The organism is Streptomyces sp. CA-181903 (genome assembly GCF_050937075.1).
In the GTDB taxonomy this organism is placed as follows: Bacteria; Actinomycetota; Actinomycetes; order Streptomycetales; family Streptomycetaceae; genus Streptomyces.
The window spans coordinates 5,608,013-5,633,498 of sequence record NZ_JBNJLY010000001.1 but is presented as its reverse complement, the minus strand read 5'-3'; the positions used below and the strand labels follow the sequence as shown (position 1 = coordinate 5,633,498).

Sequence of the window (25,486 nt, the reverse complement as noted above, 5' to 3'; positions counted from 1 at the left end):
GCGGAGGCCGGCGAAGGGCCTCCGGAGACGCGCCGGACGGCCGTCTGGAGGCCGTCGGAACGCGGCGGAGGGCGTGGCGCGCGCGGCTCGCCGCGAGGCGCTTGGAGCGCCGTCCGCGGGGTCGGCCGGAGACGCCCGGCGGCCGTCCGCGAGGTCGGCGACGGAGAGCGGCCGAAGGTCGCGGCGGGGCCGGACGCCGGACTCGGCGGGGCCGACGTCGAGGGTACGCGAGCGGCGCGGCGGCGGACCCTCGGGGGCGCCGGCGTCGGGGCGGATGCCACACTGGTGCCACCACGCACCACACGTCGCCCGGGAACGCACCGCCGTCTCCGGGCGCGTCGCCGGCCCGGGCACGCGGCGGGGCGTTCCACCCCGTCCCGTCGAACGCGGTCTCGCCGGAGCCGTGAATTGCGGGAATTCCCGCGCGGCCGGGAACGGCGGGGCGAGCGGGTCGCGGAAGGGCGGGCCCCGGACTCCGGGAATCCCGGAATTCCGCGGAATCACGCGCCCGCCACGGACGGTGCGAAGTCGGCCGGGGACGGTCGCGAGCGGAATTGATCTTCGCTCGTACACCCTCACGCCTGATCAAGTCAGCGAATCAGCGATATTTCACTCGAACGTGTGTTTGGCGCAACCTTTCGAAAGCAACTACCGTTGTCCAGCTAGGGAGAACATTTCGAGAGGGGCCGACGTGACCACCACCGCAAACAGCGCCACCATCACCGCCCAGGACCGCTCCCAGAGCCGACTCGACCAGACACACCCGATGAACGACACCGGCATGAACAACGACGGGCAGAAGCCGGCCCGTGCGCTCCCCGGGCGGCCACCCGGAATCCGCGCGGACAGCTCCGGCCTCACGGACCGGCAGCGGCGCGTCATCGAGGTCATCCGGGACTCGGTGCAGCGGCGCGGCTACCCACCGTCCATGCGCGAGATCGGCCAGGCGGTGGGGCTGTCCAGCACCTCCTCCGTCGCTCACCAGCTGATGGCGCTGGAGCGCAAGGGCTTCCTCCGCCGGGACCCCCACCGTCCCCGCGCCTACGAGGTACGCGGCTCCGACCAGCCCAGCTCCCAGCCGACGGACACCACCGGCAAGCCCGCCGCGTCCTACGTGCCGCTCGTCGGCCGGATCGCCGCGGGCGGCCCGATCCTCGCGGAGGAGTCGGTCGAGGACGTCTTCCCCCTCCCCCGGCAGCTGGTGGGCGACGGCGAGCTGTTCGTCCTCAAGGTGGTCGGCGACTCCATGATCGAGGCCGCCATCTGCGACGGGGACTGGGTGACGGTCCGCCGCCAGCCGGTCGCGGAGAACGGTGACATCGTGGCCGCGATGCTCGACGGGGAGGCGACGGTCAAGCGCTTCCGGCGCGAGGACGGCCATGTGTGGCTGCTGCCGCACAACTCCGCCTACCAGCCCATCCCCGGCGACGAGGCCACCATCCTGGGCAAGGTCGTGGCCGTCCTGCGGCGGGTCTGAGCGGACCGAGACCGGGCCCCGGAATCACTGCGCCGGTTCCGGGGCTCGCCGCTGTCCGCGACCGGTCCGGTGTTCACCCCGCTCTTTCCCCGACCGGTCCGGGAGTGCGGCGGGGTAACGGGGCACACCCGAATTCCCCGTTCGCATTGCGAACGCCCGCATTGCGAACGGAAATACCCGCTCAGCGATTCTCCGCCTTCGCCGCCGCGTCGATGGCCGCCAGCGAGCGGCGGACCTGATTGCGGTTGGTCGTGTACCAGAAATCCGGCAGGGAAGCGCGCAGGAACGACCCATAGCGCGCCGTCTCCAGCCGCGGATCGAGCACCGCCACCACACCCCGGTCACCCGTGGCCCGGACCAGACGGCCCGCGCCCTGGGCCATCAGCAGGGCGGCGTGCGTCGCGGCGACGGACATGAAGCCATTGCCGCCCGCCTGCTCCACCGCCCGCTGCCGGGCGCTCATCAGCGGGTCGTCGGGGCGCGGGAACGGCACCCGGTCCATCACGACGAGCTGGCAGCTCGGCCCCGGCACGTCGACGCCCTGCCACAGCGACAGCGTGCCGAACAGGCACGTCGCCGGATCCGCCGAAAAGTTCTTGATCAGCTCGCCGAGGGTGTCCTCGCCCTGGAGCAGGATCGGCGTGTCGAGCCGGCCGCGCAGCGCCTCGGCCGCGGCCTGCGCGGCGCGCATCGACGAGAACAGGCCGAGCGTCCGCCCGCCCGCCGCCTCGATGAGCTCGGCCAGCTCGTCCAGCATGTCGGCCCGGCCGCCCTCCCGGCCGGGCTGGGACAGGTGCCGGGCGACGTAGAGGATGCCCTGCTTGGGGTAGTCGAACGGCGAGCCGACGTCCACGCCCTTCCACTCGGGCAGGTCCTCGCCGGTGACGCCCTCGGGGGCGAGGCCGAGGGAGGCGCCGACGCCGTTGAAGTCGCCGCCGAGCTTGAGCGTGGCGGAGGTGAGCACCACGGACCGCTCGCCGAACAGCTTCTCCCGCAGCAGCCCGGAGACCGAGAGCGGGGCCACCCGCAGGGACGCGCCGTAGCGGTCGTGCCGCTCATACCAGACGACGTCGTACTCGGAGCCCGCCACGATGCGCTCGGCGACCGCGTGCACGTTCTCCACAGCGGCGAGCGCCTGCTTGCGGACGGCGTCCTCATCCTGGACGGACTTGTCGCGCGTCGTGCCGAGCGCCGAGACGACCGTCCGCGCCGCGTCCCGCAGCGACACCAGGACGTAGCCGAGGTCCTCGGGGACCTCCTCCAGCCGCCCGGGCAGGGCCAGCTCCATCAGCCGCTCGAAGCTCTCGGCCGCCGTCTGGAGCGCGTCGGCGACCTTCTCGTCGACGAGCTTGGCCGCGCGCCGGACGGCCTGGTTGACGCGCCCCGGGGTGAGCTCGCCGGTGGCCACGCCGGTGACCCGGGAGACCAGCTCGTGCGCCTCGTCGACGATCAGCACCTCGTGCTGGGGCAGGACCGGGGCGCCCTCGATGGCGTCGATGGCGAGCAGGGCGTGGTTGGTGACGACGACGTCGGCGAGCTTGGCCCGCTCCCGGGCCGCCTCCGCGAAGCACTCGGCGCCGTAGGCGCACTTCGAGGCGGACAGGCACTCCCGCGAGGTGACCGACACCTGGGACCAGGCACGGTCGGAGACGCCGGGCGTGAGGTCGTCCCGGTCGCCGGTCTCCGTCTCGTCGGACCAGTCGCGCAGGCGGAGCAGGTCCTTGCCGAGCTTGCTGGTGGGGGCCGCCGCCTCGAAGGGGTCGAAGAGGCCGTCTTCCTCCTCCTGCGGCACGCCCTCGTGCAGCCGGTGCAGGCAGAGGTAGTTGGAGCGGCCCTTGAGCATGGCGAACTCGGGGCGCCTGCGCAGCAGCGGGTGCAGCGCCTCGACCGTCCGCGGCAGATCGCGCTCGACCAGCTGGCGCTGGAGCGCGAGCGTCGCGGTGGCGACCACCACCCGCTCCCCGTGCGCCAGGGCGGGCACGAGGTAGCCGAGGGACTTGCCGGTGCCCGTCCCCGCCTGGACCAGCAGGTGCGAGGTGCCGTCGATGGCCTCGGCCACCGCCTCGGCCATGGCCACCTGGCCGGGGCGCTCGGTGCCGCCGACCGCGGTGACGGCCGCGTGCAGCAGGGCGGTGAGGTCGGGCCGGGACCCGGACGGGGCGGGGGACGCGGAGGGCGCGGGGGTGGCAGTCATAGCCCTTCCACCCTACGGGGCGGCACCGACATCACGGGCCCCGTCCACGACAACCGCCCCGCTCCGCCACCCCTCGCCACCGCCTCCGCCCCGCTCATCGCCCGGGCGCCGCAAGGGGTTGGCGATCGTGACGTACGGCGGCCCGGCACCGTCCCCGGCCGGCTCGCCCAGCAGGTGGGCCGGGCAGCGCAGGGTGGGCGCGTCCAGCAGGCGGCGCGGCAGGGACGAGCGGGTGGCGTCCGGACCGGTGGCGACGCGGGCGAGGAACCGGCGGAGCGCCGCCAGCAGGATCCGCTCGTCGGCGAGCCGCCCGGAACCGAAGGCGCCGATCAGCCCGAGGACGTTGTCGCAGCCCAGGTGGTGGGCGAACCGCTCGTCGGCCGTGCCGTCCGGCAGGAACGCCTCCTCGCCGTCCGCGGCGAGGGCCGGGAGCCGGGCGGTGAGCGCGTCCCGCGCGGACTCCCGGAATCCGGCGTGCTGCCCACCCCGGTACCGGCCGCCGACCGGCCAGCCGTCCGGGTCCAGCAGGACGAGGGTGTTCTGCTGGTGCGCCGCGAGGACGACGCCCGCCTCGCCGTCGAGCCAGAGGAGCGGGCGGACGACCGCGTGGAGATAGCGCAGGAACCATTCGACGGCGATCACCGCCGGCGGCCGGCCGGTGCGCCGGGCGAGCCGGTGGACGGTCTCGGCGAGCCGGGAGGAGACGGCCGGGTGCCCGGCCGGTGTCGTGCGGCCCGGCCAGGGGCGGAGCGAGGTCAGGCCGGCGAGGCAGACGGCGTCGTCACCGGGGCCGAAGGGGTTGTGCCGGAGGACGGCGGCGAGGCCGGGCGCCGGGCCGCCGCCAGGGGTGTCGACAGCGAGCCAGGCGGGGTCGCGGATCACGTCGAAGCCCAGACCGCCGGGGCAGGCCGCGCGCCAGCGCTCGGCGAGGCCGCCGCGCAGCAGCCGGTGCAGAGCGACGCCGCGGCGCAGTTCCGCCCGGCCCGGCTCACGGGTGCGGCCGGCGAGGCGTACGCCCAGCGCGAGCTTGACCATCACCGGGGCGTCGGGCCGGTGCACGGTGCGGACCGAGGAGGTCGGGTACCAGGGCGCGCCGTGCGGCCCGAGGTCGTGCAGCAGCCCGGCGCCGAGGAGTTCGGCGACGGCGGGACGGCAGCGGACGTCGCGTGCCTGCCAGGGGTGGAGGGGCAGCGGCACGGTGTCGGGCGGGAGGTGCGGCGCTGGCTCCGTGGCGAGGAGGCGGGCGGCGAGGGTCGCCGCCTCGACGGGCCGGCCGCGTTCCGTCCAGGCCGAGTCGGCGGCCAGCACGGACCGGTGGACGGCCAGCCAGTGCAGGGGAAGGCGCCCCGGCACTCGGGCGCGTAGCGCGGGGACTCGGCGGCGGAGAAGCCCTCGCGGCTGTGCGGCGCGGGGTGCCAGGGGTGGCCCAGGAACGACGCCTGCTCCCCGTGCAGGAAGAGGGCGTCGGTGGCGGGGTCGGCCGGGCGGGCCCGGCGCTCCTCGACGAACACCGCCGTCCGCCGCACGGAGTCGGCGACCCGGCCGACCAGCGCGGCGAGACCGGCCGCGTGCCCCCGGCCCCCGCCGTACGCCGCCTCCCGGCCGAGCAGCGCGGCCAGGGTGACGGCGTCCAGGGCGGGGGCGCCGTCCGGGGCGTTCAGCAGCGTCGGGGCGCCGAACCGGTGCCGCCCGGTGGGCGACCAGTAGCGGACGGGGACGTGGAGGACGTTCCCGTCGATGGCGAGCGGCAGTTGGAGGCAGTGCCCCGGCGGCCGGTCGACGTCGTGCTCGCGCACCCAGCAGCGCAGGAGGGCGTCGACGGCGGCGCTGTCGGCGGCGGTCGCGGGGTCGGGGTGGTCGAGGGGGTCGGCCGGAGCGCCGGGGGCCGTCCGGGGCTGCCCGCCGGGGCGCGGCACGGCGGCGACCGGTGCGCTCGGACGGGCTGGGGCGGGGATCGACGACGTGGCGGGGCGTGCGTTCATACGGTGCGGCGGGCCGGGCCGTCAGGCCGGGGCCGCGCCTGCCTCCTTCCGTGGGGCGGCGGGCTTCCCTGGGGCGGCGATCGTTTCCGGCACGTACGGGCGGGCGTCGTCCCGGAGCGGTGCCGGGCCCGCGCCGGCGAGCGCCACCGGTCCGCCCGCCCGGGAGCCCCCGCGCACGGCGCCGACCGCGTCGGTGAAGCGGTCGAGTACGGCTTCCGCCTGTTCGTCGGTGAGGGTGAGGGGCGGCAGGAGGCGCAGCAGGCGGGGCTCGTCGTCGTCCGTTCCGACGAGGAGACCGCGGCGGAGGCAGGCGCGGCGGACCGCCTCGGCGGCGGTGGCGTCGGCGCAGGTGACGTCCAGCAGCAGGCCGCGGCCGTGCACGCCGGTGACCGGGGCCCGGTCGGCGACGGCCCGGCGGAGCCGGGAGAGCATCCGCGCGCCCAGGTCCGCGGCCCGTGGGGCCAGGCCGTTCTCCCGGACGTACCGCAGCGTGGCCGCGCCGGCCGCCATGGCCAGCCGGTTGCCGCGGGCGTCCCGCTCCGGGAGGGCGGCGGGCACGTCGGCGCCGTGGACGAGGAGGGCGAGCGGCAGTCCGCCGCCGATCGCGCCGGCCAGGACCATGACGTCGGGGACGCGGCCGGTGTGCTCCACGTCCCAGAAGGCGCCGGTCCGGCCGAGGCCGGTGCGCGTCTCGTCGGCGATGAGGAGGGTGTGACCGGCCTCGGGGTCGGTTCCGGGCGGGCCCAGGGGCCGCACCCGGGCGGCGGCGGGGTCGTGGGCCGGCGTGCCGCCTCGTCCGCCCCCGCCGGGCACCGCGCCGGCAGGGCCCCCGGAACCGCCGGCAAGCACCCGGGCCGCGGCGGCGTCGCGCCCGGCCGCCGGGCGGCCCGCCGCGAGACCGTGCGCTCCGAAGAAGCCCGCGCTGCCGACAACACCGCCACCCTCGGAACCGTCGGCTCCGTCCCGGCCGGGGACGATCTCGACGAGCCTTCCGGCGCCCTCCGCCAGCGCCCGCGCCGCCGCGAGCGCCGCCGCGCGGGTCGGCGGGCAGAAGTGGAGGCGGGCGAGGTCCGCCGGCCGGCCGGGGAGGGTGGCCCGCAGTTCGTCGGCGAAGACCTCGGCCGGCGGGACGCCGCGGGCGAGCGCGGAGCGGACGGCCTCGCGTACCACCGGGTGGTGGTGGCCGAGGACGAGCGCGCCGCCGCCGGGGAAGCAGTCGAGGTAGCGGCGGCCGTCGGCCGTCTCGACCGTCAGGCCCCGGGCGCGCGCGGGGACGACGGGCAGCGGGCAGGCGTGCGCGCGGGCGGGCGGCTCCCGGCGCGGGGCGCCGCGTCCCGCCGAGAGCACCGCCGGTGGCTGGGTCAAGGCCACGACCTGTGTCCTCCTCCTGTTGAACGCCGGACGTCCCCGTACGTACCAACGACGCGGGGCCGTCCGGATCACGGGTGCGCGGGAGGGAAGGTGCGGCGCGTGCCACACCGGTCGGCGGCGTGCCGCCCCGACCCGTCCCCCGCGGCGTCGGCGTAGGGTGTCCCTGCCCCGCCACCGGGGCGGTGCATGACAAGTCCGCGCGGCCGGTTCCGCGGACGCGGTCACGCACCCGCACTTGTGTCACCGAACGGGGGAGAACACTCCATGTCATCCCAACGCCCGCCCGTCGCCCGCCGGCGGGGGCCGCGCACCCTGGCCGCGGTCGCCGTCGCGTCCGTGCTGGCGCTGACCGCCGCCTGCGGCCCGTCCGACGACGACGCGGCCGGTGGCGACAAGCCCACCGCGTCGGCGAGCGCCCAGGGCCTGGACGGGTTCAAGCTCCCCAAGGGGCTCACCCTCCAGGACCTGGAGAAGTGGAAGGGCGGCGCCTGGAAGAAGTGGGACAAGGACCGGTGGCTGCGGGAGGCCCGGGACTTCATCAACCCGATCATCGAGGGGCACTGGAAGCCCGACTCGATGAAGGACGCCCGATCCAGTGACAAGACCGTCAAGGACGCGCCGGGGACTCCCCCGGGCGGTTCGTCCCAGGGCGACCAGGGGGTCACCGACCCGGAGCCGCAGGCGGTGAAGGCCCGCGAGGTGAAGCGGCCGTACAGCGACAACGCCGCCCCGGTCGGCAAGGTCTTCTTCGACAGCCCGCAGGGCCACATGGTCTGTTCGGCGACGGTCGTCAAGGACCCGGCACACCCGGGCAAGTCCAACCTGGTGTGGACGGCAGGCCACTGCGTGCACGCGGGCCAGAAGGGCGGCTGGTACCGCAACATCGCCTTCGTGCCGTCCTACAACAACCAGGGCCTGCCCTCCTCTCAGGTCAACAGCGCGCCGGTGCAGCAGGTCGCGCCGTACGGCGTGTGGTGGGCGGACTGGGCGCAGACGTCCGGCCAGTGGATCGCCCAGGGCGCGTCCAGCGGCGGCGCGGGCGCCCCGTACGACTTCGCCGTGCTGCACGTGAAGCCGGAGCAGGGGTCGGGCAAGTCGCTGGAGGAGACCGTCGGCACCGCGCTGGCCGTGGACTTCGACGCCCCGCAGGTGAAGTCCATCTCGTCGATGGGCGCCTGGGGCTACCCGGCCGCGCCGCCCTTCGACGGCCAGCGGATGTACGACTGCGTCGACCGCCCCGGCCGGCTCACCCTGGACAGCACCCAGCCGACCATGTACCGCATCGGCTGCACGATGACCGGCGGTTCCTCGGGCGGCGGCTGGTTCCGCGTGGGCCCGGGCGGCAAGGCGGTGCTGGTGTCGAACACCTCCGTCGGCCCGTCCGACAGCCGCTGGCTCGCCGGGCCGCACCTGGGCCCGGAGGCCAAGGGCATCTACCAGGCCGTCAGCAGGAAGTTCGCGGCCAGGCGCTGACGACGGGCGCAACGGTGAAGGGCCCGTCCCCGAGGGGGGCGGGCCCTTCACCGTATGTACGTACCGCGTCAGGCGGCCTGGACGAACGGCCGCAGCTCCGCGGCCAGTTCCTCGTGCACCCGGGCCTTGACCAGGGTGCCCTCCGCCGTGTGCTCCTCGGACAGGATCTCGCCCTCGGAGTGGATCCGGGCGGTCAGCGCGCCCTGGGTGTACGGCACCAGCGCCTCGAGCTCGATCGCCGGGCGCGGCAACTGCTCGTCGATCAGCGCGAGCAACTCGTCGATGCCCTCGCCGGAGCGGGCCGAGACCGCGATCGCGTTCCGCTCGACGCGCAGCAGGCGCTGGAGGACGAGCGGGTCGGCCGCGTCCGCCTTGTTGACGACGACGATCTCGGGCACGTCGAGCGCGCCCACGTCCCGGATCACCTCGCGGACCGCCGCGAGCTGCTCCTCCGGCGCCGGGTGCGAGCCGTCCACCACGTGCAGGATGAGGTCGGAGTCGCCGACCTCCTCCATGGTGGAGCGGAACGCCTCGACGAGGTGGTGCGGCAGGTGACGGACGAAACCGACGGTGTCGGCCAGGGTGTAGAGCCGGCCGCCGGGCGTCTCGGCCCGCCGGACGGTCGGGTCCAGGGTGGCGAACAGCGAGTTCTCCACCAGGACACCGGCGCCGGTGAGGCGGTTGAGCAGCGAGGACTTGCCGGCGTTGGTGTAGCCGGCGATGGCGACCGAGGGCACCTTGTTGCGGCGGCGCTCCTGGCGCTTGAGGTCGCGCCCGGTCTTCATCTCCGCGATCTCCCGGCGCATCCGCGCCATCTTCTCGCGGATCCGCCGCCGGTCCGTCTCGATCTTCGTCTCACCGGGACCACGGGTGGCCATGCCGCCGCCCGAGGAACCGGAACCGCCGCCGCCCATCTGCCGGGACAGCGACTGGCCCCAGCCGCGCAGCCGGGGCAGCATGTACTGCATCTGCGCGAGGGAGACCTGCGCCTTGCCCTCACGGGACTTGGCGTGCTGGGCGAAGATGTCGAGGATCAGGGCGGTGCGGTCGACCACCTTGACCTTGACGACGTCCTCGAGGTGGATGAGCTGGCCGGGGCTGAGCTCACCGTCGCAGACGACGGTGTCGGCACCGGACTCCAGGACGATGTCCCGCAGCTCCTGGGCCTTGCCGGAGCCGATGTACGTGGCCGGGTCCGGCTTGTCGCGGCGCTGGACCACGCCGTCCAGGACCTGGGCGCCCGCGGTCTCCGCGAGCGCGGCGAGCTCCGCCAGGGAGTTCTCGGCGTCCCGCACCGTGCCGGACGTCCAGACGCCGACCAGCACCACGCGCTCCAGGCGCAGCTGCCGGTACTCGACCTCGGTGACGTCCTCCAGCTCGGTGGACAGGCCCGCGACGCGGCGCAGCGCCGCGCGCTCGGAGCGGTCGTACTGGTCCCCGTCCCGCTCCCCGTCGATCTCGTGGCTCCAGGCGACGTCCTCTTCCATCAGGGCGTCGGCCCGAAGGCTCTCCGGGAGGCTCTGCCGGTCCTGGGGAAGGGAAGAAGTGGAGGTCATGTGATCCTTTGCTTCGTCGGGTCGTGCCGGGCGCACACTCTCGTCCCGCACGGTGGCGTCCCCGGGCGGGGACCCACATGTCGACAACGCCGGACGCTCCCCGGTGATTCCCGGGTCCGCGCCGTGCCGGCCGACCCGAAGATGGTCCCATGCCGCGAAGGGGCCGTCACGCGGGTTTCTCGGCGACCTTCCAGTCGGGGTGGCCGGGCATGGGCGGGGTGGTGGCGTCGTAGAGCCAGGGGCGCAGGAAGCCGGAGAGGTCGCGGTGGGCGGTCTTCGAGGCGAGGGCGACGAAGTCGGCGGTGGTCACCGTCCGGTCCGCGTACCGGTCGACCCAGGCGCGCTCCAGCTCCTCGAAGGCGCGGGCGCCGATCTCCTCCCGGAGGGCGTAGAGCACCAGGGCGCCGCCGTCGTAGACGACGGGCCGGAAGATGGCGACCTTCTTGCCGGGGGCGGGCGGCTTGAGGGCGGCGGGCGGGCCGGCGTCGGCGCGCATCAGGTCGGAGTACGCGTACGCCCGGCGCATCCGGTCGACCAGCTTGCGGCCGCCCTTGGCCTCGGCGTACTCGGACTCGTACCAGGTGGCGTGGGCCTCGTTGAGCCAGAGGTCGCCCCAGGTGCGGGGGTGACGCTGTCGCCGAACCACTGGTGCGCCAGCTCGTGGACCATGACCGACTCCAGGTACCAGGCGGGGAAGGACCGCTTGGTGAACAGGTCGGCCTCGAAGAGGGAGAGGGTCTGGGTCTCCAGCTCGAATCCGGTCGTCGCCTCGGCCAGCAGCACGCCGTAGTTCTCGAAGGGGTACGGGCCGAGCCGGCGTTCCAGCCAGGCCAGGTGCTCCGGGGTCTTGGCGACCCAGGGCGCCAGCCCGTCCCGCCGGCCGGCCGGCACGACGCTGCGCAACGGGAGGCCGTGCGGTCCGGTGGACTCCAGGATCGCGGAGCGGCCGATGGCCACCTGGGCCAGCTCGGTGGCCATGGGGTGGCGGGTGCGGTACGTCCAGGTGGTGGTGGCGCCCCGGGTGGTGTGCCCGGCGGCGACGCCGTTGGCGACGACGGTGAGGTCCTTGGGGGCGCGGATCCGGAAGGTGAAGTCCGCCTTCTCGGAGGGGTGGTCGCTGCTCGGGAAGACGCGGTGCGCCGCATCCGCCTGGTTGGCCATGACCAGCCCGTCCTTGGTGGGGACCCAGCCGCCGTCCCCGCCCCGGGGGTCACTGGTGTGGTGGACGGTGACCGTGAACGGCGTGTGGCGGAGCACCGGGTGGGCCGGGGTGACGACGAGGTCCTCCTCGACGGGGGTGAACTCCGCGCGTGCCCCGTTCACCTCGACCGAGCGCACGGTGCCCCGGGCGAAGTCGAGGTTGAACCGCTCCAGCCGCTCGGTGGACCGCGCCTCGATGGTGGTCACGGCGTCCAGCGGCCTGTCGTTGCCCCGGTAGTCGAAGGCGAGGGCGTAGTCGGTGACGTGGTAGCCCGGATTGCCGAGGTAGGGGAAGAGCCGGTCGCCGATGCCCAGCGGGACGGGCGGCGGCGCGGCGGCGGTCAGGAGCAGCAGCGGCACGGTGGCGGCGAGGGCGGCGCGGCGGAGCCTGCGGCGGTGCTGCGGGGGGCGTGCCCCGGGAGAGTGCGGCATGCGTGTACCGCTATCAGCGCGCCGGCGTCTCCGGGGCGCGGCGCGCGCGGCCCCACCCGTACGGGCGGTGCGCCGGGGGCGCGTACGCCCCCGTCACAGGGGCGCGGCGGCGGGCCGCCCGGCGCGCCCCACGTCGTACACGCCGGGCACCCGGCGCATGGCGCGCATCAGGTCCGGCAGGTGGGAGGCGTCGGGGAGTTGGAGCGTGTAGGTGTGGCGGACGCGCTGCTCGTGGGGTGGTTCGACGGCCGCCGAGATGACGGCGACGCCCTCCGCGGCGATGGCCTCGGTGAGGTCGGCGAGCAGGTGCGGGCGGCTGAACGACTCGGCGCGCAGGGTGACGCGGAAGTCGCCGGGCCCGGAGCCGTCGGGGCGGCGCCAGCGTACGGCGATCCGCCGTCGGCCAGCCGCGGTCATCCGCGCCACCGCCGGGCACTCGGCGCGGTGCACCGTCACGGCGCCGCCGCGTACGGCGAAGCCCGTGACCTCGTCCGGGGGCACGGGGGTGCAGCATCCGGCCAGCCGCGCGCCGGCGTCGGTGAGGCCCGCCTCGGCGCAGCCGAGCACGACCGGCTCCCGGGCCGCGGGGGCCGGGCCGCGGACGCCGGGCCGGGCGGCGGTGGGCAGCGGCAGCGCGGGGCCGACAGGGCCCGCGGGGCCGTGGTCCGCCGCCGGGTCGGGCGCCGGGTGGGTGGCGAACCAGCGGCCGATGGCGATCCGGGCCGCGGGCGTACGGGCGTGCTCGCGCCAGTCGGGGGACGGGCCGGAGGCGGTGTCCGGGGACATCAGCAGCTGGAGGGTGTCGCCGTCGCGCAGGACCGTCCCGAGGGCGACCAGCCGCCCGTTGACCCGGGCGCCGATACAGGTGTGGCCCCCCTGCCCGTACTGCGCGTAGGCGGCGTCGACGCAGCTGGAGCCGGCGGGGAGGCCGATGGTGCCGCCGTCGGCGCGGAAGACGGTGATCTCCCGGTCCTGGGCGAGCTCGTCGCGGAGCGAGGTCCAGAAGGTGTCCGGGTCGGGAGCGGACCGCTGCCACTCCAGGAGGCGGGAGAGCCAGCCGGGGCGGGTGGGGTCGACGCGCTCCCCCTCGGCCGCGTCGGCGTCCTCGGCGGCGGCGTAGGGGTTGCCGAGAGCGATCACACCGGCCTCGGCGACCCGGTGCATCTGGTGGGTGCGGATGAGGACTTCGGCCACCTGGCCGGCCTCGCCGGCGATGGCGGTGTGCAGCGACTGGTACAGGTTGAACTTGGGGACGGCGATGAAGTCCTTGAACTCCGAGATGTACGGGGTGAAGCAGGTGTGCAGCTCGCCCAGGACCGCGTAGCAGTCCGCGTCCTCCCCGACGAGGACGAGCAGCCGCCCCAGGTCTGAGCCCGTCACCTCGCCGCGCTTGAGCCGCACCCGGTGCACGGAGACGAAGTGCCGGGGCCGGACCTGCACTTCGGCGGTGACGCCGGCCTCCCGCAGCACCTCGCGGACCCGTGCCGCCGTGGCCCGCAGCGGATCCGGGCGGCCGGCGTGGGCGAGGACGGCCTCCCGGGTGGCGGCGTACTCCTCCGGGTGGAGGATGGCGAAGACCAGGTCCTCCAGCTCGGCCTTGAGCACCTGCACACCCAGCCGCTCGGCGAGCGGGATCAGCACGTCCCGCGTCACCTTGGCGATCCGGGCCTGTTTCTCCGGGCGCATGACACCGAGGGTGCGCATGTTGTGCAGCCGGTCGGCGAGCTTGATGGACATCACACGGACGTCGTTGCCGGTGGCCACCAGCATCTTGCGGAACGTTTCGGGCTCGGCCGCCGCGCCGTAGTCGACCTTCTCCAGCTTGGTCACCCCGTCGACGAGGAACCGCACCTCCGCGCCGAACAGCTCGCCCACCTGGTCGAGGGTCACCTCGGTGTCCTCGACGGTGTCGTGCAGCAGGGAGGCCGTCAACGTCGTGGTCTCGGCGCCGAGTTCGGCGAGGATCAGGGTGACGGCGAGCGGGTGGGTGATGAACGGGCCGCCGCTCTTGCGCGTCTGCCCCCGGTGCGAGGACTCCGCGAACAGGTAGGCGCGGCGCAGGATGTCCAGATCGGCGCCGGGGTGGTGGGCCCGGTGCGCCTTCGCGACGTGCTCCAGGGCGTCGGGGAGCCGGCCGCGGGCCCCCGAGCCGCCGAGCGCCGCGCGGCCCAGGCGTCTCAGGTCGATCCGGGGGCCGCGTTTGCGGCGGCTGGGGCGTTCGTTCGTGGCCTCTGCGCTCATGGGCACCTCCGGCAGCGTCGACCGGCGGTCGGCTCACGCCGTCCGGGCCGGTGCTTGATGCTACCGAGCCCATCACGCACCGCTCACCCCCTCTCGCGCAGAGTGAACCGGATCACCCATTCGAGGGAGGCGTTCATCCGGAAAACCGATGAAGCGGATACCGTCACCGGGCTCCGGTCCGTCAGGAGGCGGTCAGCCAGGAAGTGTCGAAGTGCCCCTCGGCGACGATCACGGCGGGGCCGGTCATCTCGACGGTGCCGTCCGGGAGCTCGCCGATCACCAGCCGCCCGCCGGGAACGTCCACCGTGTAGGTGACGGGCCGTCCGTCGGCGGCCGGGTCGAAGCCGTCGCGGCGGGCCGTCGCGACCATCACCGCGCAGGCGCCGGTGCCGCAGGAGCGGGTCTCGCCGGAGCCGCGCTCGTGGACGCGCAGGGCGACGTGGCGGGGGCCGCGGTCGACGACGAACTCGACGTTGACCCCGTCCGGGTAGGCGTCCGCCGGGCTCACGGCCGGGGCGTCGAACAGCTTCCCGGCGTGCGCGAGGTCCTCGACGAAGAGGACGGCGTGCGGGTTGCCCATGTTGACGTTGCGCGCGGGCCAGCTGCGGTCGCCGACGGTCACGGTCACCTCGCCGGCGGGCAGGGCCGCCCGGCCCATGGAGACGGTGACGGGGCCCGGCTCGCCGTCGGGGCCGTCCTTGGCGAGGTGCGCGCGGCGCACGCCCGCCCGGGTGGCGATGGCCAGGTCACCGGCCTCGGCGAGCCCGGCCCGCTGGAGGTAGCGGGCGAAGACGCGGACGCCGTTGCCGCACATCTCGGCGACGCTGCCGTCGCTGTTGCGGTAGTCCATGAACCACTCGGCCTCGCCGGCCATGGCCCGCGCCTCGGGGTGCGCGGCGGACCGGACGACCCGCAGCACCCCGTCGGCGCCGATGCCGGCCCGGCGGTCGCACAGCCGCGCGACGGCGGCCGGGGAGAGGTCGATCAGCCCGTCGTGGTCCGGGATGATCACGAAGTCGTTCTCGGTGCCGTGGCCCTTGAGGAAGGCGGTCTGCGCGGTGCTCACGTGTCGATGGTACGGCGGGCGGCGCCCCTGCCGTCCGGCGGTCCCGCGCGGGCGGGCCCGGAGATCCTTCGCGGTCCCTGCCGGGGCCCCGGAGCGCCCCGGCGGCCTTCGCCCGCGACGGGCGCGCGGCGCTCGGACCACCCGCCGGGCACCTCCGGCCGGCGGACGACGGGGTGATCACGGCCGTGTACGACGAGCGCGGCCGACCCGCCCCCCGCGAGGCCCCGGACCCTTCCGGACGGCCCGCGCGACGGCTCGTCAGGCCCGCCCGGCCGTCGGACCCGCCGGGTCCGTCAGCGCAGCCGCGCCACGCGCCAGACGGCCAGCACGGTCACCAGGACGACCAGCACGGCGTACGCGGCCACGTACCGCCAGTCAGGACGGCGCCCGGAGCCGCGCGGCGGTAAACCGGGCCAGGTGTAGCCCACGCGGCGGGCCGCCATCACGCCCCAGCCCGCGGCGCAGCCGCAGATCAGCAGGCCGAGCATGGCGACGACCGGGCCGCCGTCGCCGACCTCGAAGGCGAGCGGGAAGGCGAACATCAGGGAGCCGGTCACGGCGAGGACGACGATCGGCGCCAGCTGCCAGACGCGGAGCCGGCGCGGGGGCCGCAGCTCGCGGAAGGACTCCGCCGCACCGTCGGCGCCCGGCTCGGGAACGGTGCCGTCCGTGGCGTCCGGGCCGTCGGGGGTGAGGCCGCCCGGCCCGTCCTCGAGCGGCTGCTGCGGTCTGTCACGAGGGCCGGCCTCCATCGCCACGCGCCCTCCCAACCGGACTTCACGGCTCGATCGAAGACTGATGATGGCACGGTCGGACAGACCCCGATGACAGGTGGCGCGTCCCGATGCCATCACGTGATCAGGCTGTGACCGCCCGTTCGACCAACGCCAGCGCGAGCTCCGGGAGTTCCGCGCGCCGGTCGGCGGCGCCGCTGAGCCAGTGGACGCGGGAGTCCCGACGGAACCAGGAGTCCTGGCGGCGCGCGAAGCGCTTGGTGGCGCGTACGGTCTCGTCGCGCGCCTCCTGCTCGGTGCACTCGCCGGCGAGGAAGGCGAGCACCTGCTGGTAGCCGAGCGCGCGCGACGCCGTGCGCCCCTCGCGCAGCCCCGCCCGCTCCAGTTCGCGCACCTCGTCGACCAGTCCGGCCTCCCACATGACGTCCACGCGCGTGGTGATCCGCTCGTCGAGCTCGGGCCGCTCGACGTCAACGCCGATCTGCACGGCGTCGTAGACGGCCGTCTCCCCCGGCAGGTTGGCGGTGAACGGTTTCCCCGTGATCTCGATGACCTCCAGCGCCCGGACGATGCGGCGGCCGTTGCCGGGGAGGATGGCGCGGGCCGCGTCCGGATCGGCGGTGGCCAGCCGGGCGTGCAGCGAACCCGGCCCGAGCTCGGCCAGCTCGTCCTCCAGGCGCGCTCGGACGGCCGGGTCGGTGCCGGGGAACTCCAGGGCGTCGATGGCCCCCTTGATGTACAGGCCGGAGCCGCCGACGAGCACGGGGGTGCGGCCCTCGGCCAGCAGCCGGTCGATCTCGGCGCGGGCCAGCCGCTGGTACTCGGCGACGCTCGCCGCCTCGGTGACGTCCCAGATGTCGAGCAGCCGGTGGGGGATCCCCTGCCGCTCCTCGGTCGTCAGCTTGGCGGTGCCGATGTCCATGCCGCGGTAGAGCTGCATGGAGTCGGCGTTGACGACCTCGCCGTCGAGGTGCCGCGCGAGCGCGACGCCGAGGTCGGACTTGCCGGCCGCGGTGGGGCCTACGACGGCGATGACCTGCGGTGCGGGGGCTGCGTTTCTCACCCCACCAGTCTCGCAAACACCGGGCCTCCCCTCGAACGAGCGACGTGACGCGACGCTCCCGCCCTCGTTGCCTGTTGCGAGGTTCCGACCGCCGGTTCACGGGCCGGAGCCCGCGAGCGGCGCAATGGGACGCTCCGGGCGACCCGGGATTTCGCTCACACCAGTAAGGTAATGGAGTAGATATGGGCGTGTTTTCATGGCTTCGCCGCAAGCCGTCGCAGGCGTCAACGGAGGAGGCCGCGACGGACACCCTGACGGCGGAACCGGTCGGCGGCGCCGGGACGGACGAGGCGGCTGACGGGACCGCGACGGCCGCCAAGGCCGCCGAGGCCGGCTCCGCCGAGGAGACCGGGGCGGCCGAAGCTGCCGAGGGGGGCGAGGGCGTCGAGGGCGTCGACATCCCGAAGCAGCAGTCCGCGGACGAGGCGGCGGACAGCGAGGCCGGTGAGGGCGCCCGCCAGTAGTGCGCGGACCGCGCGCGGAACGAAGCGAGGGTAGGTGCCCATGGGCCTGTTCGATGATCTCAAGGCCAAAATCGGTCCGGTGAAGGACAAGGTCGGCGACCTCGTGCAGCAGCACGGGGACAAGATCGAGCAGGGGCTGGACAAGGCCGCGCGGGTGGTCGACTCCAAGACCGACGGCAAGTACAGCGACCAGATCCGGACCGGGGCCGGCAAGGCCAAGGAGGCGCTCGGCCGGCTCGCCGAGGAGCCCGGGTCCGAGGGTCCCAAGCCCGAGGGTCCCAAGGGCGGTGCCGGTTCCCCGGCCTCCTGACCGTCTGACCCGGGTCTCGTCAAATCTCGTCGAATGTCGTCCGGCCTGGGCCTGGGAAGACGCCCTGTAGGGCGATGTACCAGCGATGTACGGCGAACGGCGACGGCCGCGGAGCAGCTCGCTCCGCGGCCGTCGCCGTACGGGCGGGACGCCGTACGGGCCGTCGGTGGGGCGGCGCTCACCCCACCCGGACGCGCCCGGATGCCCTGCCCCAACCGGACGCTCAGAACCGGACGCTCAGGACCAGACCGCGACGTGGTACCCCACGCCGTACGGCGCGTCCTCGTACAGCGGCCGACCGCTCAGGCCGGCGTCCTCCGCCGCGCCCGCGAGCACCTGCCAGGCGGGCCGGCCGACGGCCTGCAACTCGCGGGCCGTGGCGGGGTCGAGGGCGGCGAGGGCGGCGGTGTCGGCGGAGCCCAGGGCCGCCGCCGCGGCCGCGTCGAAGCCCTCCGCCCGTTCGTCGAGGTAGCCGGGCGCCTTGACCGTGCGGCGGGCGCTGCCGTCGCCCATGACCAGCAGTGCGAGGCGGCCTTCCGGAACGGCCAGTTCACGGCCGGCGGCGAGGCAGTCGGCCGTGGCGAGCGACTCGGCCACGCCGAGGCCGGTGACCGGGGCGGCCGACCAGCCGGTGCGCTCCAGCAGCCAGGCGGCGACGGCCAGCGACAGTGGCAGCGGCTGCCCGGCCGTACCGTCGTCGTCCCGGCCCAGCCGGACGTCGAGGGCGACCCCGAAGCCGCGGAACGAACCGCGGGCGCCCGCCGGGTACGTGCCCGCGCCGTCCTCCGGCGCCGTCCCGACCACCACGAGGCGGTCGGGCCGGGCGGCGGCCAGGACGGCGACGGCGTCCAGGCAGGCGGCCCGCAGCGGGTCGAGCTCGGGGGCGGCCCCGGCCGCGACCTCGGGTACGAGCAGCGGCGGGCAGGGGCACACGGCGGCGGCGACGAGCATGCTCGGAACCTTAACGCTCTTCCCGTGCTCAGTCGCAGCCGCAGCCCGCGGCGGCCGGCGCCGGGGAGGGCGCGGGGGCGCCGATCGTCGGGATGCCGAGCAGCACGCCCTTCGGCTTCTCCGCGGCGGCGGCGTTGCGCTTCTCCCAGGCGTCGCCCGCGCGGGTGCGGCGCACGCCCTTGGCCGCGCCCTCGGCCAGCAGGTGGTGCGGGGCGGCGTAGGTGATCTCGACGGTGACCACGTCGCCGGGCCGGACCGGCTCCTCCGGCTTGGTGAAGTGGACGAGCCGGTTGTCGGGCGCCCGGCCGGAGAGCCGCCGCGTGGCGTCGTCCTTGCGGCCCTCGCCCTCCGCGACCAGGATCTCCAGCGTCCGGCCGACCTGCTTCTTGTTCTCCTCCCAGGAGATCTGCTCCTGGAGCTCCACCAGCCGCTCGTAGCGCGCCTGCACGACCTCCTTGGGGATCTGGCCCTCCATGGTCGCGGCCGGGGTGCCGGGGCGCTTGGAGTACTGGAAGGTGAACGCCTGGGCGAAGCGGGCCTCGCGGACCACGTGCATGGTCTGCTCGAAGTCCTCCTCGGTCTCGCCCGGGAAGCCGACGATGATGTCGGTGGAGATCGCGGCGTCCGGCATGGCGGCGCGCACCTTGTCGATGATGCCGAGGAAGCGCTCCTGGCGGTACGAGCGGCGCATCGCCTTCAGCACGGTGTCCGAACCCGACTGGAGCGGCATGTGGAGCTGCGGCATCACGTTGGGCGTCTCGGCCATCGCGGCGATCACGTCGTCGGTGAAGTCGCGCGGGTGCGGCGAGGTGAAGCGGACGCGCTCCAGGCCCTCGATCTTCCCGCAGGCGCGCAGCAGCTTGGAGAACGCCTCGCGGTCGCCGATGTCGGAGCCGTAGGCGTTGACGTTCTGGCCGAGCAGGGTGATCTCGCTGACGCCCTCGGCGACCAGCGCCTCCACCTCGGCCAGGATGTCGCCGGGGCGGCGGTCCTTCTCCTTGCCGCGCAGCGCGGGGACGATGCAGAAGGTGCAGGTGTTGTTGCAGCCGACGGAGATCGAGACCCACGCGGCGTAGGCGCTCTCGCGCCGGGTCGGGAGGGTCGACGGGAACGCCTCCAGCGACTCGGCGATCTCGACCTGCGCTTCCTCCTGGATGCGGGCGCGCTCCAGCAGCACGGGCAGCTTGCCGATGTTGTGCGTGCCGAAGACGACGTCGACCCAGGGCGCCTTCTTGACGATGGTGTCGCGGTCCTTCTGCGCCAGGCAGCCGCCGACGGCGATCTGCATGCCGGGGCGCCGGGTCTTCATCGGGGCCAGCCGGCCGAGGTTGCCGTACAGCTTGTTGTCGGCGTTCTCGCGGACGGCGCAGGTGTTGAAGACGACGACGTCGGCGTCGCCCTCCGCGGTGTTCTCGGGGGCGCGGACGTAGCCCGCGTCCTCCAGCAGGCCGGAGAGCCGCTCGGAGTCATGGACGTTCATCTGGCACCCGTAGGTGCGGATGAGGTAGGTCTTGGTCGAGGGCACGTCGTGGCTCCGGTCGCTGCTGGTCATGCACACAAGGGTAGGCGGTGTCCCGGAGGACCTCTTCCGTGCCGGAACATCCCCCTCCGTTCCGGGTCCGCGGCGGTTCCGTACCGCTGACGGTTCCCTCCCGCGAAGCGGACGGTGCCCTCCCGCGAAGAGCCGGCACCGGCCCCGCACGGGCCTGGCGCCCCCCGGCGCGCGCTGGCAGGATCCGCCCATGGCCCCCGTACCCCGTTGGGCAGGCGCCGCACCGTATGGGCGGGCGCGCTGTCCGCCGCCCTGCTCGCGCTGCTGACCTGGTCACTGGCCGCCCCGCCGGAGGACCCGGTGCCCGGCGGCCGGATCACCGTCGCCACCGGGGTGCCGACCGGCGTCTACGCCAAGTACGGCGCGCTCCTCAAGGAGGATCTGCACCGCGACCTCCCGGCGCTGGACGTCCGCCTGCGGCTCAGCACCGGCTCCGTCGACAATCTGCGCCGGCTCGCCGACGGCGACGCGGACTTCGCGATCGCGACCGCCGACGCCGCCGCGGACTACGTCGACAACAAGCGTCCGGGCAGCGGGCGGCTGCGCGCCTGCGCCCGCCTCTACGACGACTACATGCAGCTGGTGGTGCCCAGGGACGCCCCGGCCCAGTCGATCCGGGACCTCAAGGGGCTCAAGGTCGGCGTGGGGGCCGAGGGCTCCGGGGTGCAGTTGATCACCAAGAGGCTGTTCCAGGCCGCCGGGATGGACTTCACCAGGGACGTCACGCCCGTCCAGGTCGGCATCGACCGCATGCCGGACCTCCTGGAGAAGGGCGACATCGACGCCTTCTTCTGGTCGGGCGGGCTGCCCACCAGCGCCGTCCTGTCGCTCAGCAAGCGGATGCCGGTACGGCTCGTGCAGCTCGGCGACATGATCGGCCCGCTGCGCACCCTGGGCCGCGAGACGCGGTTCTACCGGGCCGCGGTGATGCCGGCGGACGCCTATCCGGCCATGCGGGCCACCGAGGTGGTGAAGACCATCGCGGTCGCGAACCTGCTCATCACCACCGAGGACACCGACGCACGGCTCACCGAGGGCGTGACCCGCACGGTGATAGCGAGCCGGGACCGGATCGGCCAGGTGGTGCACGCGGCGCAGCGGGTGGACCTGCGCACGGCGGTCTTCACCGATCCGCTGCCGCTGCACTCCGGGGCGCGGCGGTACTACGTGTCGTCGAAGCCCTGACGCCCGGCGCCCTCAAGGACGTTCGCGCGGTACGTCGATGACGACCCGCAGCCCGTGCGGATCGTTGCGCCCGTAGCGGATGCCCGCGCCGCCGGCCGTGAGCAGGGTGCGGGCGATGGAGAGGCCGAGGCCGGACCCCGAGACGTTCTGGTGCCGGCCGCTGCGCCAGAAGCGGTCGCCGACGCGGGTGAGTTCCTCGTCCGTCAGGCCGGGCCCCTCGTCGGTGACGGTGACGACGACGCGGTCCCCGGCCGCCTCCAGGGACACCTCGACCCGCGCGCCCTCCGGCGTGAACTTGACGGCGTTGTCCACGACGGCGTCGAGCGCGCTGGACAGCGCGACGGGGTCGGCCCAGCCCGTGGCCGCCGCCGGGCCGGTGTAGGCGAGGGCGACCCCCTCCCGTTCGGCCACCGGCGACCAGGCGCCCACCCGGTCCGCGACGAGCTCCGCGACGTCCGTCAACCGGAGATGACTGGCAGCGTGTTCGGCGAGGGCGAGGTCCAGGAGGTCGTCCAGCACCCGGGCCAGCCGCTTGCCCTCGGTGCGCACGGACGCGATCTCCTCGTGCCCGTCGGGCAGTTCCAGCGCCAGCAGCTCGATCCGCAGCAGCAGTGCCGCGAGCGGGTTGCGCAGCTGGTGCGAGGCGTCGGCGACGAAGGCGCGCTGCTGCTCCAGGGACTCCTCCACGTTGTCGGCCATCTCGTTGAACGAGCGGGCGAGCCGCCGGAGTTCCGGCGGGCCCTGATCGGCCACCACCCGGGAGTTGAGGCGGCCGGTGGCCATGCTGTGCGCGGCGGCGTCCAGGGTGCGGACGGGCCGCAGCACCCAGCCGGTGAGCCGGAACGCGGCGGCGACGGCGAGCAGCATGGCCGCCGACTCCCCCGCCAGGATCAGCAGCCACTTGCGCAGGATCCAGGAGCGCATCGCCCCGGTGGGCGAGTCGGTGACGACGACCGCGACGACGTCGCCGTCGCGGATCACCGGGGAGGCGACGGTGATCCGGCGGTGGTCCCAGGGCCAGACCTGATCGGGGTCGTGGCTGCGCCGTCCGGCCAGCGCCTCCTGGAACGCCCGCCGCCCCTCCGCGTCGGGCGGCCCCTCCCAGCCGCGCGGGGCCGCGGCCATGGCGCTGCCGTTCCGGTTGAAGACGCCGGCGTGTATGTCGTAGAGGTCCTCGTAGCGGTTGAGTTCGGCCTGCAGGGTGATCAGCCGCTCGTCCACGTCGGCGGGCGTCTCGAACGGCCGGGTGGCGACGTACTGGGCGAGCGAGGCGAACCGGGCGGTGTCGTCGATGCGGTCGACCACCAGGCGCTGCTGCTGCACATTGGCGAGGCCGGCGCCGAGCGGGAGGCCGAGGGCGAGCAGCACGCCGGCCATGAGGACGATGAGCAGGGGGAGGAGTCGGGCGCGCACGGGTGTGGCCGGCCGTCACGCCGAGGGGACGACGATTTTGTAGCCGACGCCCCTGACCGTCTCGATCAGGGCGGGCATGCGGAGCTTGCCCCGGAGCGACGCGATGTGCACCTCCAGCGTCCGGCCCGTCCCCTCCCAACTGGTCTGCCACACCTCGCTGATGATCTGCTCCCGGCGGAAGACGACGCCGGGCCGCTGCGCGAGCAGCGCCAGGAGGTCGAACTCCTTGCGGGTGAGCGGGACCGCCAGGCCGTCCACCGAGACGCGCCGCGTGGGGAGTTCGATGGTCAGGCCGCCCAGGCGCAGGGTGTCGTCCGGCTCGGGGCCGGGCCCGGGCCGGGGCCGGGTCCGGGGCCCGGCGGGGTGCGCCGGGCGACGGCGTGGATGCGGGCCAGCAGTTCGCCGGTGTCGTACGGCTTGACGACGTAGTCGTCGGCCCCCAGGTTCAGACCGTGGATCTTGGAGCGGGTGTCGGCCCGCGCGGTCACCATGATGACGGGGGTGCCGGTGCGCTTGCGAATCCTGCCGCAGACCTCGAAGCCGTCCTGGTCGGGCAGGCCGAGGTCTAGCAGGACGACGCCGAACGGCGCGGCGTCGCCCGGCAGCAGGGCCTGCAGGGCCTCCTCGCCGTTGCGGGCGTGGGTGACGGCGAAGCCGTGCCGGGCCAGTACGGCCGACAGGGCCGCGGCGACGTGGTCGTCGTCCTCCACCAGCAGCAGTCTCACTCGTCCTCGTCGCCCTCCGTCGTGCCGCGCGCCCTTGTGCGGCGACACCGCATCCACTCCGATGGACGCGGCGCGCGTCAAGGGGGTGCGGCCCGGCCGGGGGCTTCCGTTATGCACCCGGTACGCCCCGCGCGCGCTTCGCGCCCCCCTTCACCCTCGGTGTCCGGTCGCGGCCGGATCGTTATGCTCAATTTCAGCTCAGATGTAATGACGCTGGTCGGGGCGGCTCACTACTGTCCTCTCATTCGAGGAGGACGGAGCGAGGAACGCCGATGAGCGAAGCACCGGTGACCAAGGACGCCACGGCCGCCGAGGGCACCGCCCCCGCGGGGGACCCCCTGGTCGTCCTGGACAAGGTCAACAAGCACTTCGGGCAGTTGCACGTCCTTCAGGACATCGACCTCACCATCGCCCGCGGCGAGGTGGTCGTCGTCATCGGCCCGTCGGGTTCCGGGAAGTCGACGCTGTGCCGGACGATCAACCGGCTGGAGACGACGGACTCCGGGTCGATCACCATCGACGGCCGGCCGCTGCCCCAGGAGGGCCGGGAGCTGGCGCGGCTGCGCGCCGACGTCGGCATGGTCTTCCAGTCCTTCAACCTGTTCGCGCACAAGACCGTCCTGGACAATGTGACGCTGGGTCAGGTCAAGGTCCGCAAGAAGGACCGCAAGTCGGCCGAGGCCACCGCGCGCGCCCTCCTCGACCGGGTGGGCGTCGGCGCCCAGGCGGACAAGTACCCGGCCCAGCTCTCCGGCGGCCAGCAGCAGCGCGTGGCCATCGCCCGCGCGCTCGCCATGGACCCCAAGGTGATGCTCTTCGACGAGCCGACCTCCGCCCTGGACCCGGAGATGATCAACGAGGTGCTGGAGGTGATGCAGCAGCTCGCCCGGGACGGGATGACGATGGTCGTCGTCACCCACGAGATGGGCTTCGCCCGCTCCGCCGCCAACCGCGTGGTCTTCATGGCCGACGGCCGCATCGTCGAGGAGGCGCGGCCGGACGCCTTCTTCAGCAACCCGCGCAGCGACCGCGCCAAGGACTTCCTCTCCAAGATCCTCCACCACTGAGCCCTTTCCCCGCCACCCCCACGCCGTCCTCCCGCAGGGCGAACACCCGCCGACACAAAGGATGTTCACGATGAAGCTCCGGAAGACCGCCGCCGTGGCCGCCGTGGTGGTGGCGCTGGCCGCGTCCGCGACCGCCTGCGGCAAGGACCGCGACACCGACGACGGCAAGAAGGCCGACCCCGGAGCCGGCTCCTCGGCCCCGGCGGTCCCGACCTACAAGGTCAACACGGCCGCCGATGTGAAGGGTTCGCCGGTCTTCGAGAAGATCAAGGGCAAGAAGATCACCATCGGCACCAAGGCCGACCAGCCCTTCCTCGGCTTCGAGAACCCCAGCGACAAGACACGTTCCGGTTTCGACGTGGAGATCGCCCGGATGATCGCGGCGGACCTCGGCTTCGACAAGGACCACATCACGTTCAAGACGGTGCCCTCGGAGAGCCGCGAGACCCAGATCGCCAACGGCGGCGTCGACCTGTACGTCGGCACGTACACGATCAACGACGAGCGCAAGAAGCAGATCGACTTCGGCGGCCCGTACTACATCGCCGGCCAGGACCTGCTCGTCAAGAAGGACAGCGACATCAAGGGCCCGGACGACGTCAAGGGCAAGAAGGTCTGCTCGGCCACCGGCTCCACCCCGCTGAAGCGGATCAAGGAGGCCAAGTACGGCGCCAAGGAGGTCAAGGCGCAGCAGGGTTACCAGCTCTGCGTGCAGGAGCTGATCAACGGCACGGTGGACGCGGTCACCACGGACGACGCGATCCTCAAGGGCTACGCCGCGCAGAACAAGGGCGCGCTCAAGGTCGTCGGGAACCCGTTCTCCAAGGAGCCCTACGGCGTCGGCCTCAAGAAGGGCGACAAGGCGCTGCGCGACGCGGTGAACAACGCCCTTGAGGCGCACATGAAGAACGGCGACTGGAAGAAGGCGTACGACGCCACCCTGGGCCAGTCGGGCGCGGCCGCCCAGGAGCCGCCCGCCGTCGACCGGTACTGACGCCACCGATTGCCGCCCGCCGGGCCGCCCCGGCCC

At 74.2% G+C, this 25,486-nt stretch carries 17 protein-coding genes and 3 pseudogenes; 7 read left to right on the top strand and 13 right to left on the bottom strand.

The features are described 5' to 3' along the window. Positions 1-691: 691 nt before the first annotated feature. On the top strand, positions 692-1,477 hold the full coding sequence (gene lexA, locus ACQEVS_RS25215; protein WP_433023794.1) for a transcriptional repressor LexA: 786 nt from the start codon (positions 692-694) through the stop codon (positions 1,475-1,477). A 181-nt stretch (positions 1,478-1,658) separates the two neighbouring features. Here lexA and ACQEVS_RS25210 read toward each other — a convergent pair whose 3' ends face one another. From ACQEVS_RS25210 to ACQEVS_RS25200, 3 genes and pseudogenes are all read right to left on the bottom strand, one after another. Next, positions 1,659-3,671: an ATP-dependent DNA helicase gene (locus ACQEVS_RS25210; RefSeq protein WP_433023792.1), complete on the bottom strand. Its 2,013-nt coding sequence runs from the start codon at positions 3,669-3,671 to the stop codon at positions 1,659-1,661. Positions 3,672-3,683: 12 nt separating this feature from the next. Beyond that, positions 3,684-5,653, bottom strand: a pseudogene (locus tag ACQEVS_RS25205) (IucA/IucC family protein). A gap of 21 nt (positions 5,654-5,674) precedes the next feature. After that, entirely contained in the window at positions 5,675-7,024 is a 1,350-nt protein-coding gene (locus ACQEVS_RS25200; RefSeq protein ID WP_433023790.1) for an aminotransferase class III-fold pyridoxal phosphate-dependent enzyme, read from the bottom strand. Between the two features lie 264 nt (positions 7,025-7,288). Here ACQEVS_RS25200 and ACQEVS_RS25195 point away from each other — a divergent pair, with 264 nt between their 5' ends. Beyond that, complete coding sequence (locus ACQEVS_RS25195) at positions 7,289-8,497, top strand: trypsin-like serine peptidase (protein ID WP_433023788.1); 1,209 nt, start codon at positions 7,289-7,291, stop codon at positions 8,495-8,497. 68 nt (positions 8,498-8,565) lie between these two features. Here the strand turns inward: ACQEVS_RS25195 and hflX are convergent, their stop codons facing one another. The 6 genes and pseudogenes from hflX to miaA form a co-directional block, all read right to left on the bottom strand. Next, positions 8,566-10,053: a GTPase HflX gene (hflX, locus tag ACQEVS_RS25190; RefSeq protein ID WP_433023786.1), complete on the bottom strand. Its 1,488-nt coding sequence runs from the start codon at positions 10,051-10,053 to the stop codon at positions 8,566-8,568. 166 nt (positions 10,054-10,219) lie between these two features. Continuing rightward, a pseudogene (locus tag ACQEVS_RS25185) lies at positions 10,220-11,685 on the bottom strand (M1 family metallopeptidase). Positions 11,686-11,778: 93 nt separating this feature from the next. Then, positions 11,779-13,926 (bottom strand): RelA/SpoT family protein, encoded by a 2,148-nt coding sequence (locus ACQEVS_RS25180; protein WP_433023784.1) that lies wholly within the window; start codon positions 13,924-13,926, stop codon positions 11,779-11,781. 181 nt (positions 13,927-14,107) lie between these two features. Then, positions 14,108-14,992, bottom strand: coding sequence for a diaminopimelate epimerase (dapF, locus tag ACQEVS_RS25175; protein WP_433023782.1), 885 nt, complete (start codon positions 14,990-14,992; stop codon positions 14,108-14,110). A gap of 293 nt (positions 14,993-15,285) precedes the next feature. Beyond that, positions 15,286-15,744, bottom strand: a complete 459-nt coding sequence (locus tag ACQEVS_RS25170) for a hypothetical protein (protein ID WP_433027889.1) — start codon at positions 15,742-15,744, stop codon at positions 15,286-15,288. A gap of 106 nt (positions 15,745-15,850) precedes the next feature. Further along, positions 15,851-16,789: a tRNA (adenosine(37)-N6)-dimethylallyltransferase MiaA gene (gene miaA / locus ACQEVS_RS25165; RefSeq protein WP_433023780.1), complete on the bottom strand. Its 939-nt coding sequence runs from the start codon at positions 16,787-16,789 to the stop codon at positions 15,851-15,853. Positions 16,790-16,971: 182 nt separating this feature from the next. Here miaA and ACQEVS_RS25160 point away from each other — a divergent pair, with 182 nt between their 5' ends. Together ACQEVS_RS25160 and ACQEVS_RS25155 are read left to right on the top strand one after the other, a co-directional pair. Next, positions 16,972-17,253 carry a hypothetical protein gene (locus ACQEVS_RS25160; protein ID WP_433023778.1) on the top strand — a complete coding sequence of 94 codons (282 nt, stop codon included), beginning with the start codon at positions 16,972-16,974 and terminating at the stop codon, positions 17,251-17,253. Between the two features lie 40 nt (positions 17,254-17,293). Next, positions 17,294-17,563, top strand: coding sequence for an antitoxin (locus tag ACQEVS_RS25155; protein ID WP_433023776.1), 270 nt, complete (start codon positions 17,294-17,296; stop codon positions 17,561-17,563). Positions 17,564-17,800: 237 nt separating this feature from the next. On the opposite strand, the gene ACQEVS_RS25150 is transcribed toward ACQEVS_RS25155, so the two are convergent. Together ACQEVS_RS25150 and miaB are read right to left on the bottom strand one after the other, a co-directional pair. Then, on the bottom strand, positions 17,801-18,514 hold the full coding sequence (locus ACQEVS_RS25150) for a class III extradiol dioxygenase subunit B-like domain-containing protein (RefSeq protein WP_433023774.1): 714 nt from the start codon (positions 18,512-18,514) through the stop codon (positions 17,801-17,803). Between the two features lie 28 nt (positions 18,515-18,542). After that, the gene (gene miaB / locus ACQEVS_RS25145) at positions 18,543-20,066 is read right to left on the bottom strand and encodes a tRNA (N6-isopentenyl adenosine(37)-C2)-methylthiotransferase MiaB (RefSeq protein ID WP_433023772.1); all 1,524 of its coding nucleotides are present in this window, start codon (positions 20,064-20,066) and stop codon (positions 18,543-18,545) included. A gap of 207 nt (positions 20,067-20,273) precedes the next feature. Here miaB and ACQEVS_RS25140 point away from each other — a divergent pair, with 207 nt between their 5' ends. Further along, a complete protein-coding gene (locus ACQEVS_RS25140) occupies positions 20,274-21,251 on the top strand; it encodes a TAXI family TRAP transporter solute-binding subunit (protein ID WP_433023770.1) in 978 nt (325 codons plus the stop codon). A 12-nt stretch (positions 21,252-21,263) separates the two neighbouring features. On the opposite strand, the gene ACQEVS_RS25135 is transcribed toward ACQEVS_RS25140, so the two are convergent. Both ACQEVS_RS25135 and ACQEVS_RS25130 read right to left on the bottom strand, forming a co-directional pair. Then, positions 21,264-22,664, bottom strand: coding sequence for an ATP-binding protein (locus tag ACQEVS_RS25135; protein WP_433023768.1), 1,401 nt, complete (start codon positions 22,662-22,664; stop codon positions 21,264-21,266). A 15-nt stretch (positions 22,665-22,679) separates the two neighbouring features. Continuing rightward, positions 22,680-23,389: pseudogene (locus ACQEVS_RS25130) on the bottom strand (response regulator transcription factor). A 272-nt stretch (positions 23,390-23,661) separates the two neighbouring features. Between ACQEVS_RS25130 and ACQEVS_RS25125 the strand changes: the two are divergent. Together ACQEVS_RS25125 and ACQEVS_RS25120 are read left to right on the top strand one after the other, a co-directional pair. Next, positions 23,662-24,456 (top strand): amino acid ABC transporter ATP-binding protein, encoded by a 795-nt coding sequence (locus tag ACQEVS_RS25125; RefSeq protein WP_433023766.1) that lies wholly within the window; start codon positions 23,662-23,664, stop codon positions 24,454-24,456. Positions 24,457-24,526: 70 nt separating this feature from the next. Continuing rightward, positions 24,527-25,450, top strand: coding sequence for a glutamate ABC transporter substrate-binding protein (locus ACQEVS_RS25120; RefSeq protein ID WP_433023764.1), 924 nt, complete (start codon positions 24,527-24,529; stop codon positions 25,448-25,450). The last annotated feature ends 36 nt before the right edge of the window (positions 25,451-25,486 follow it).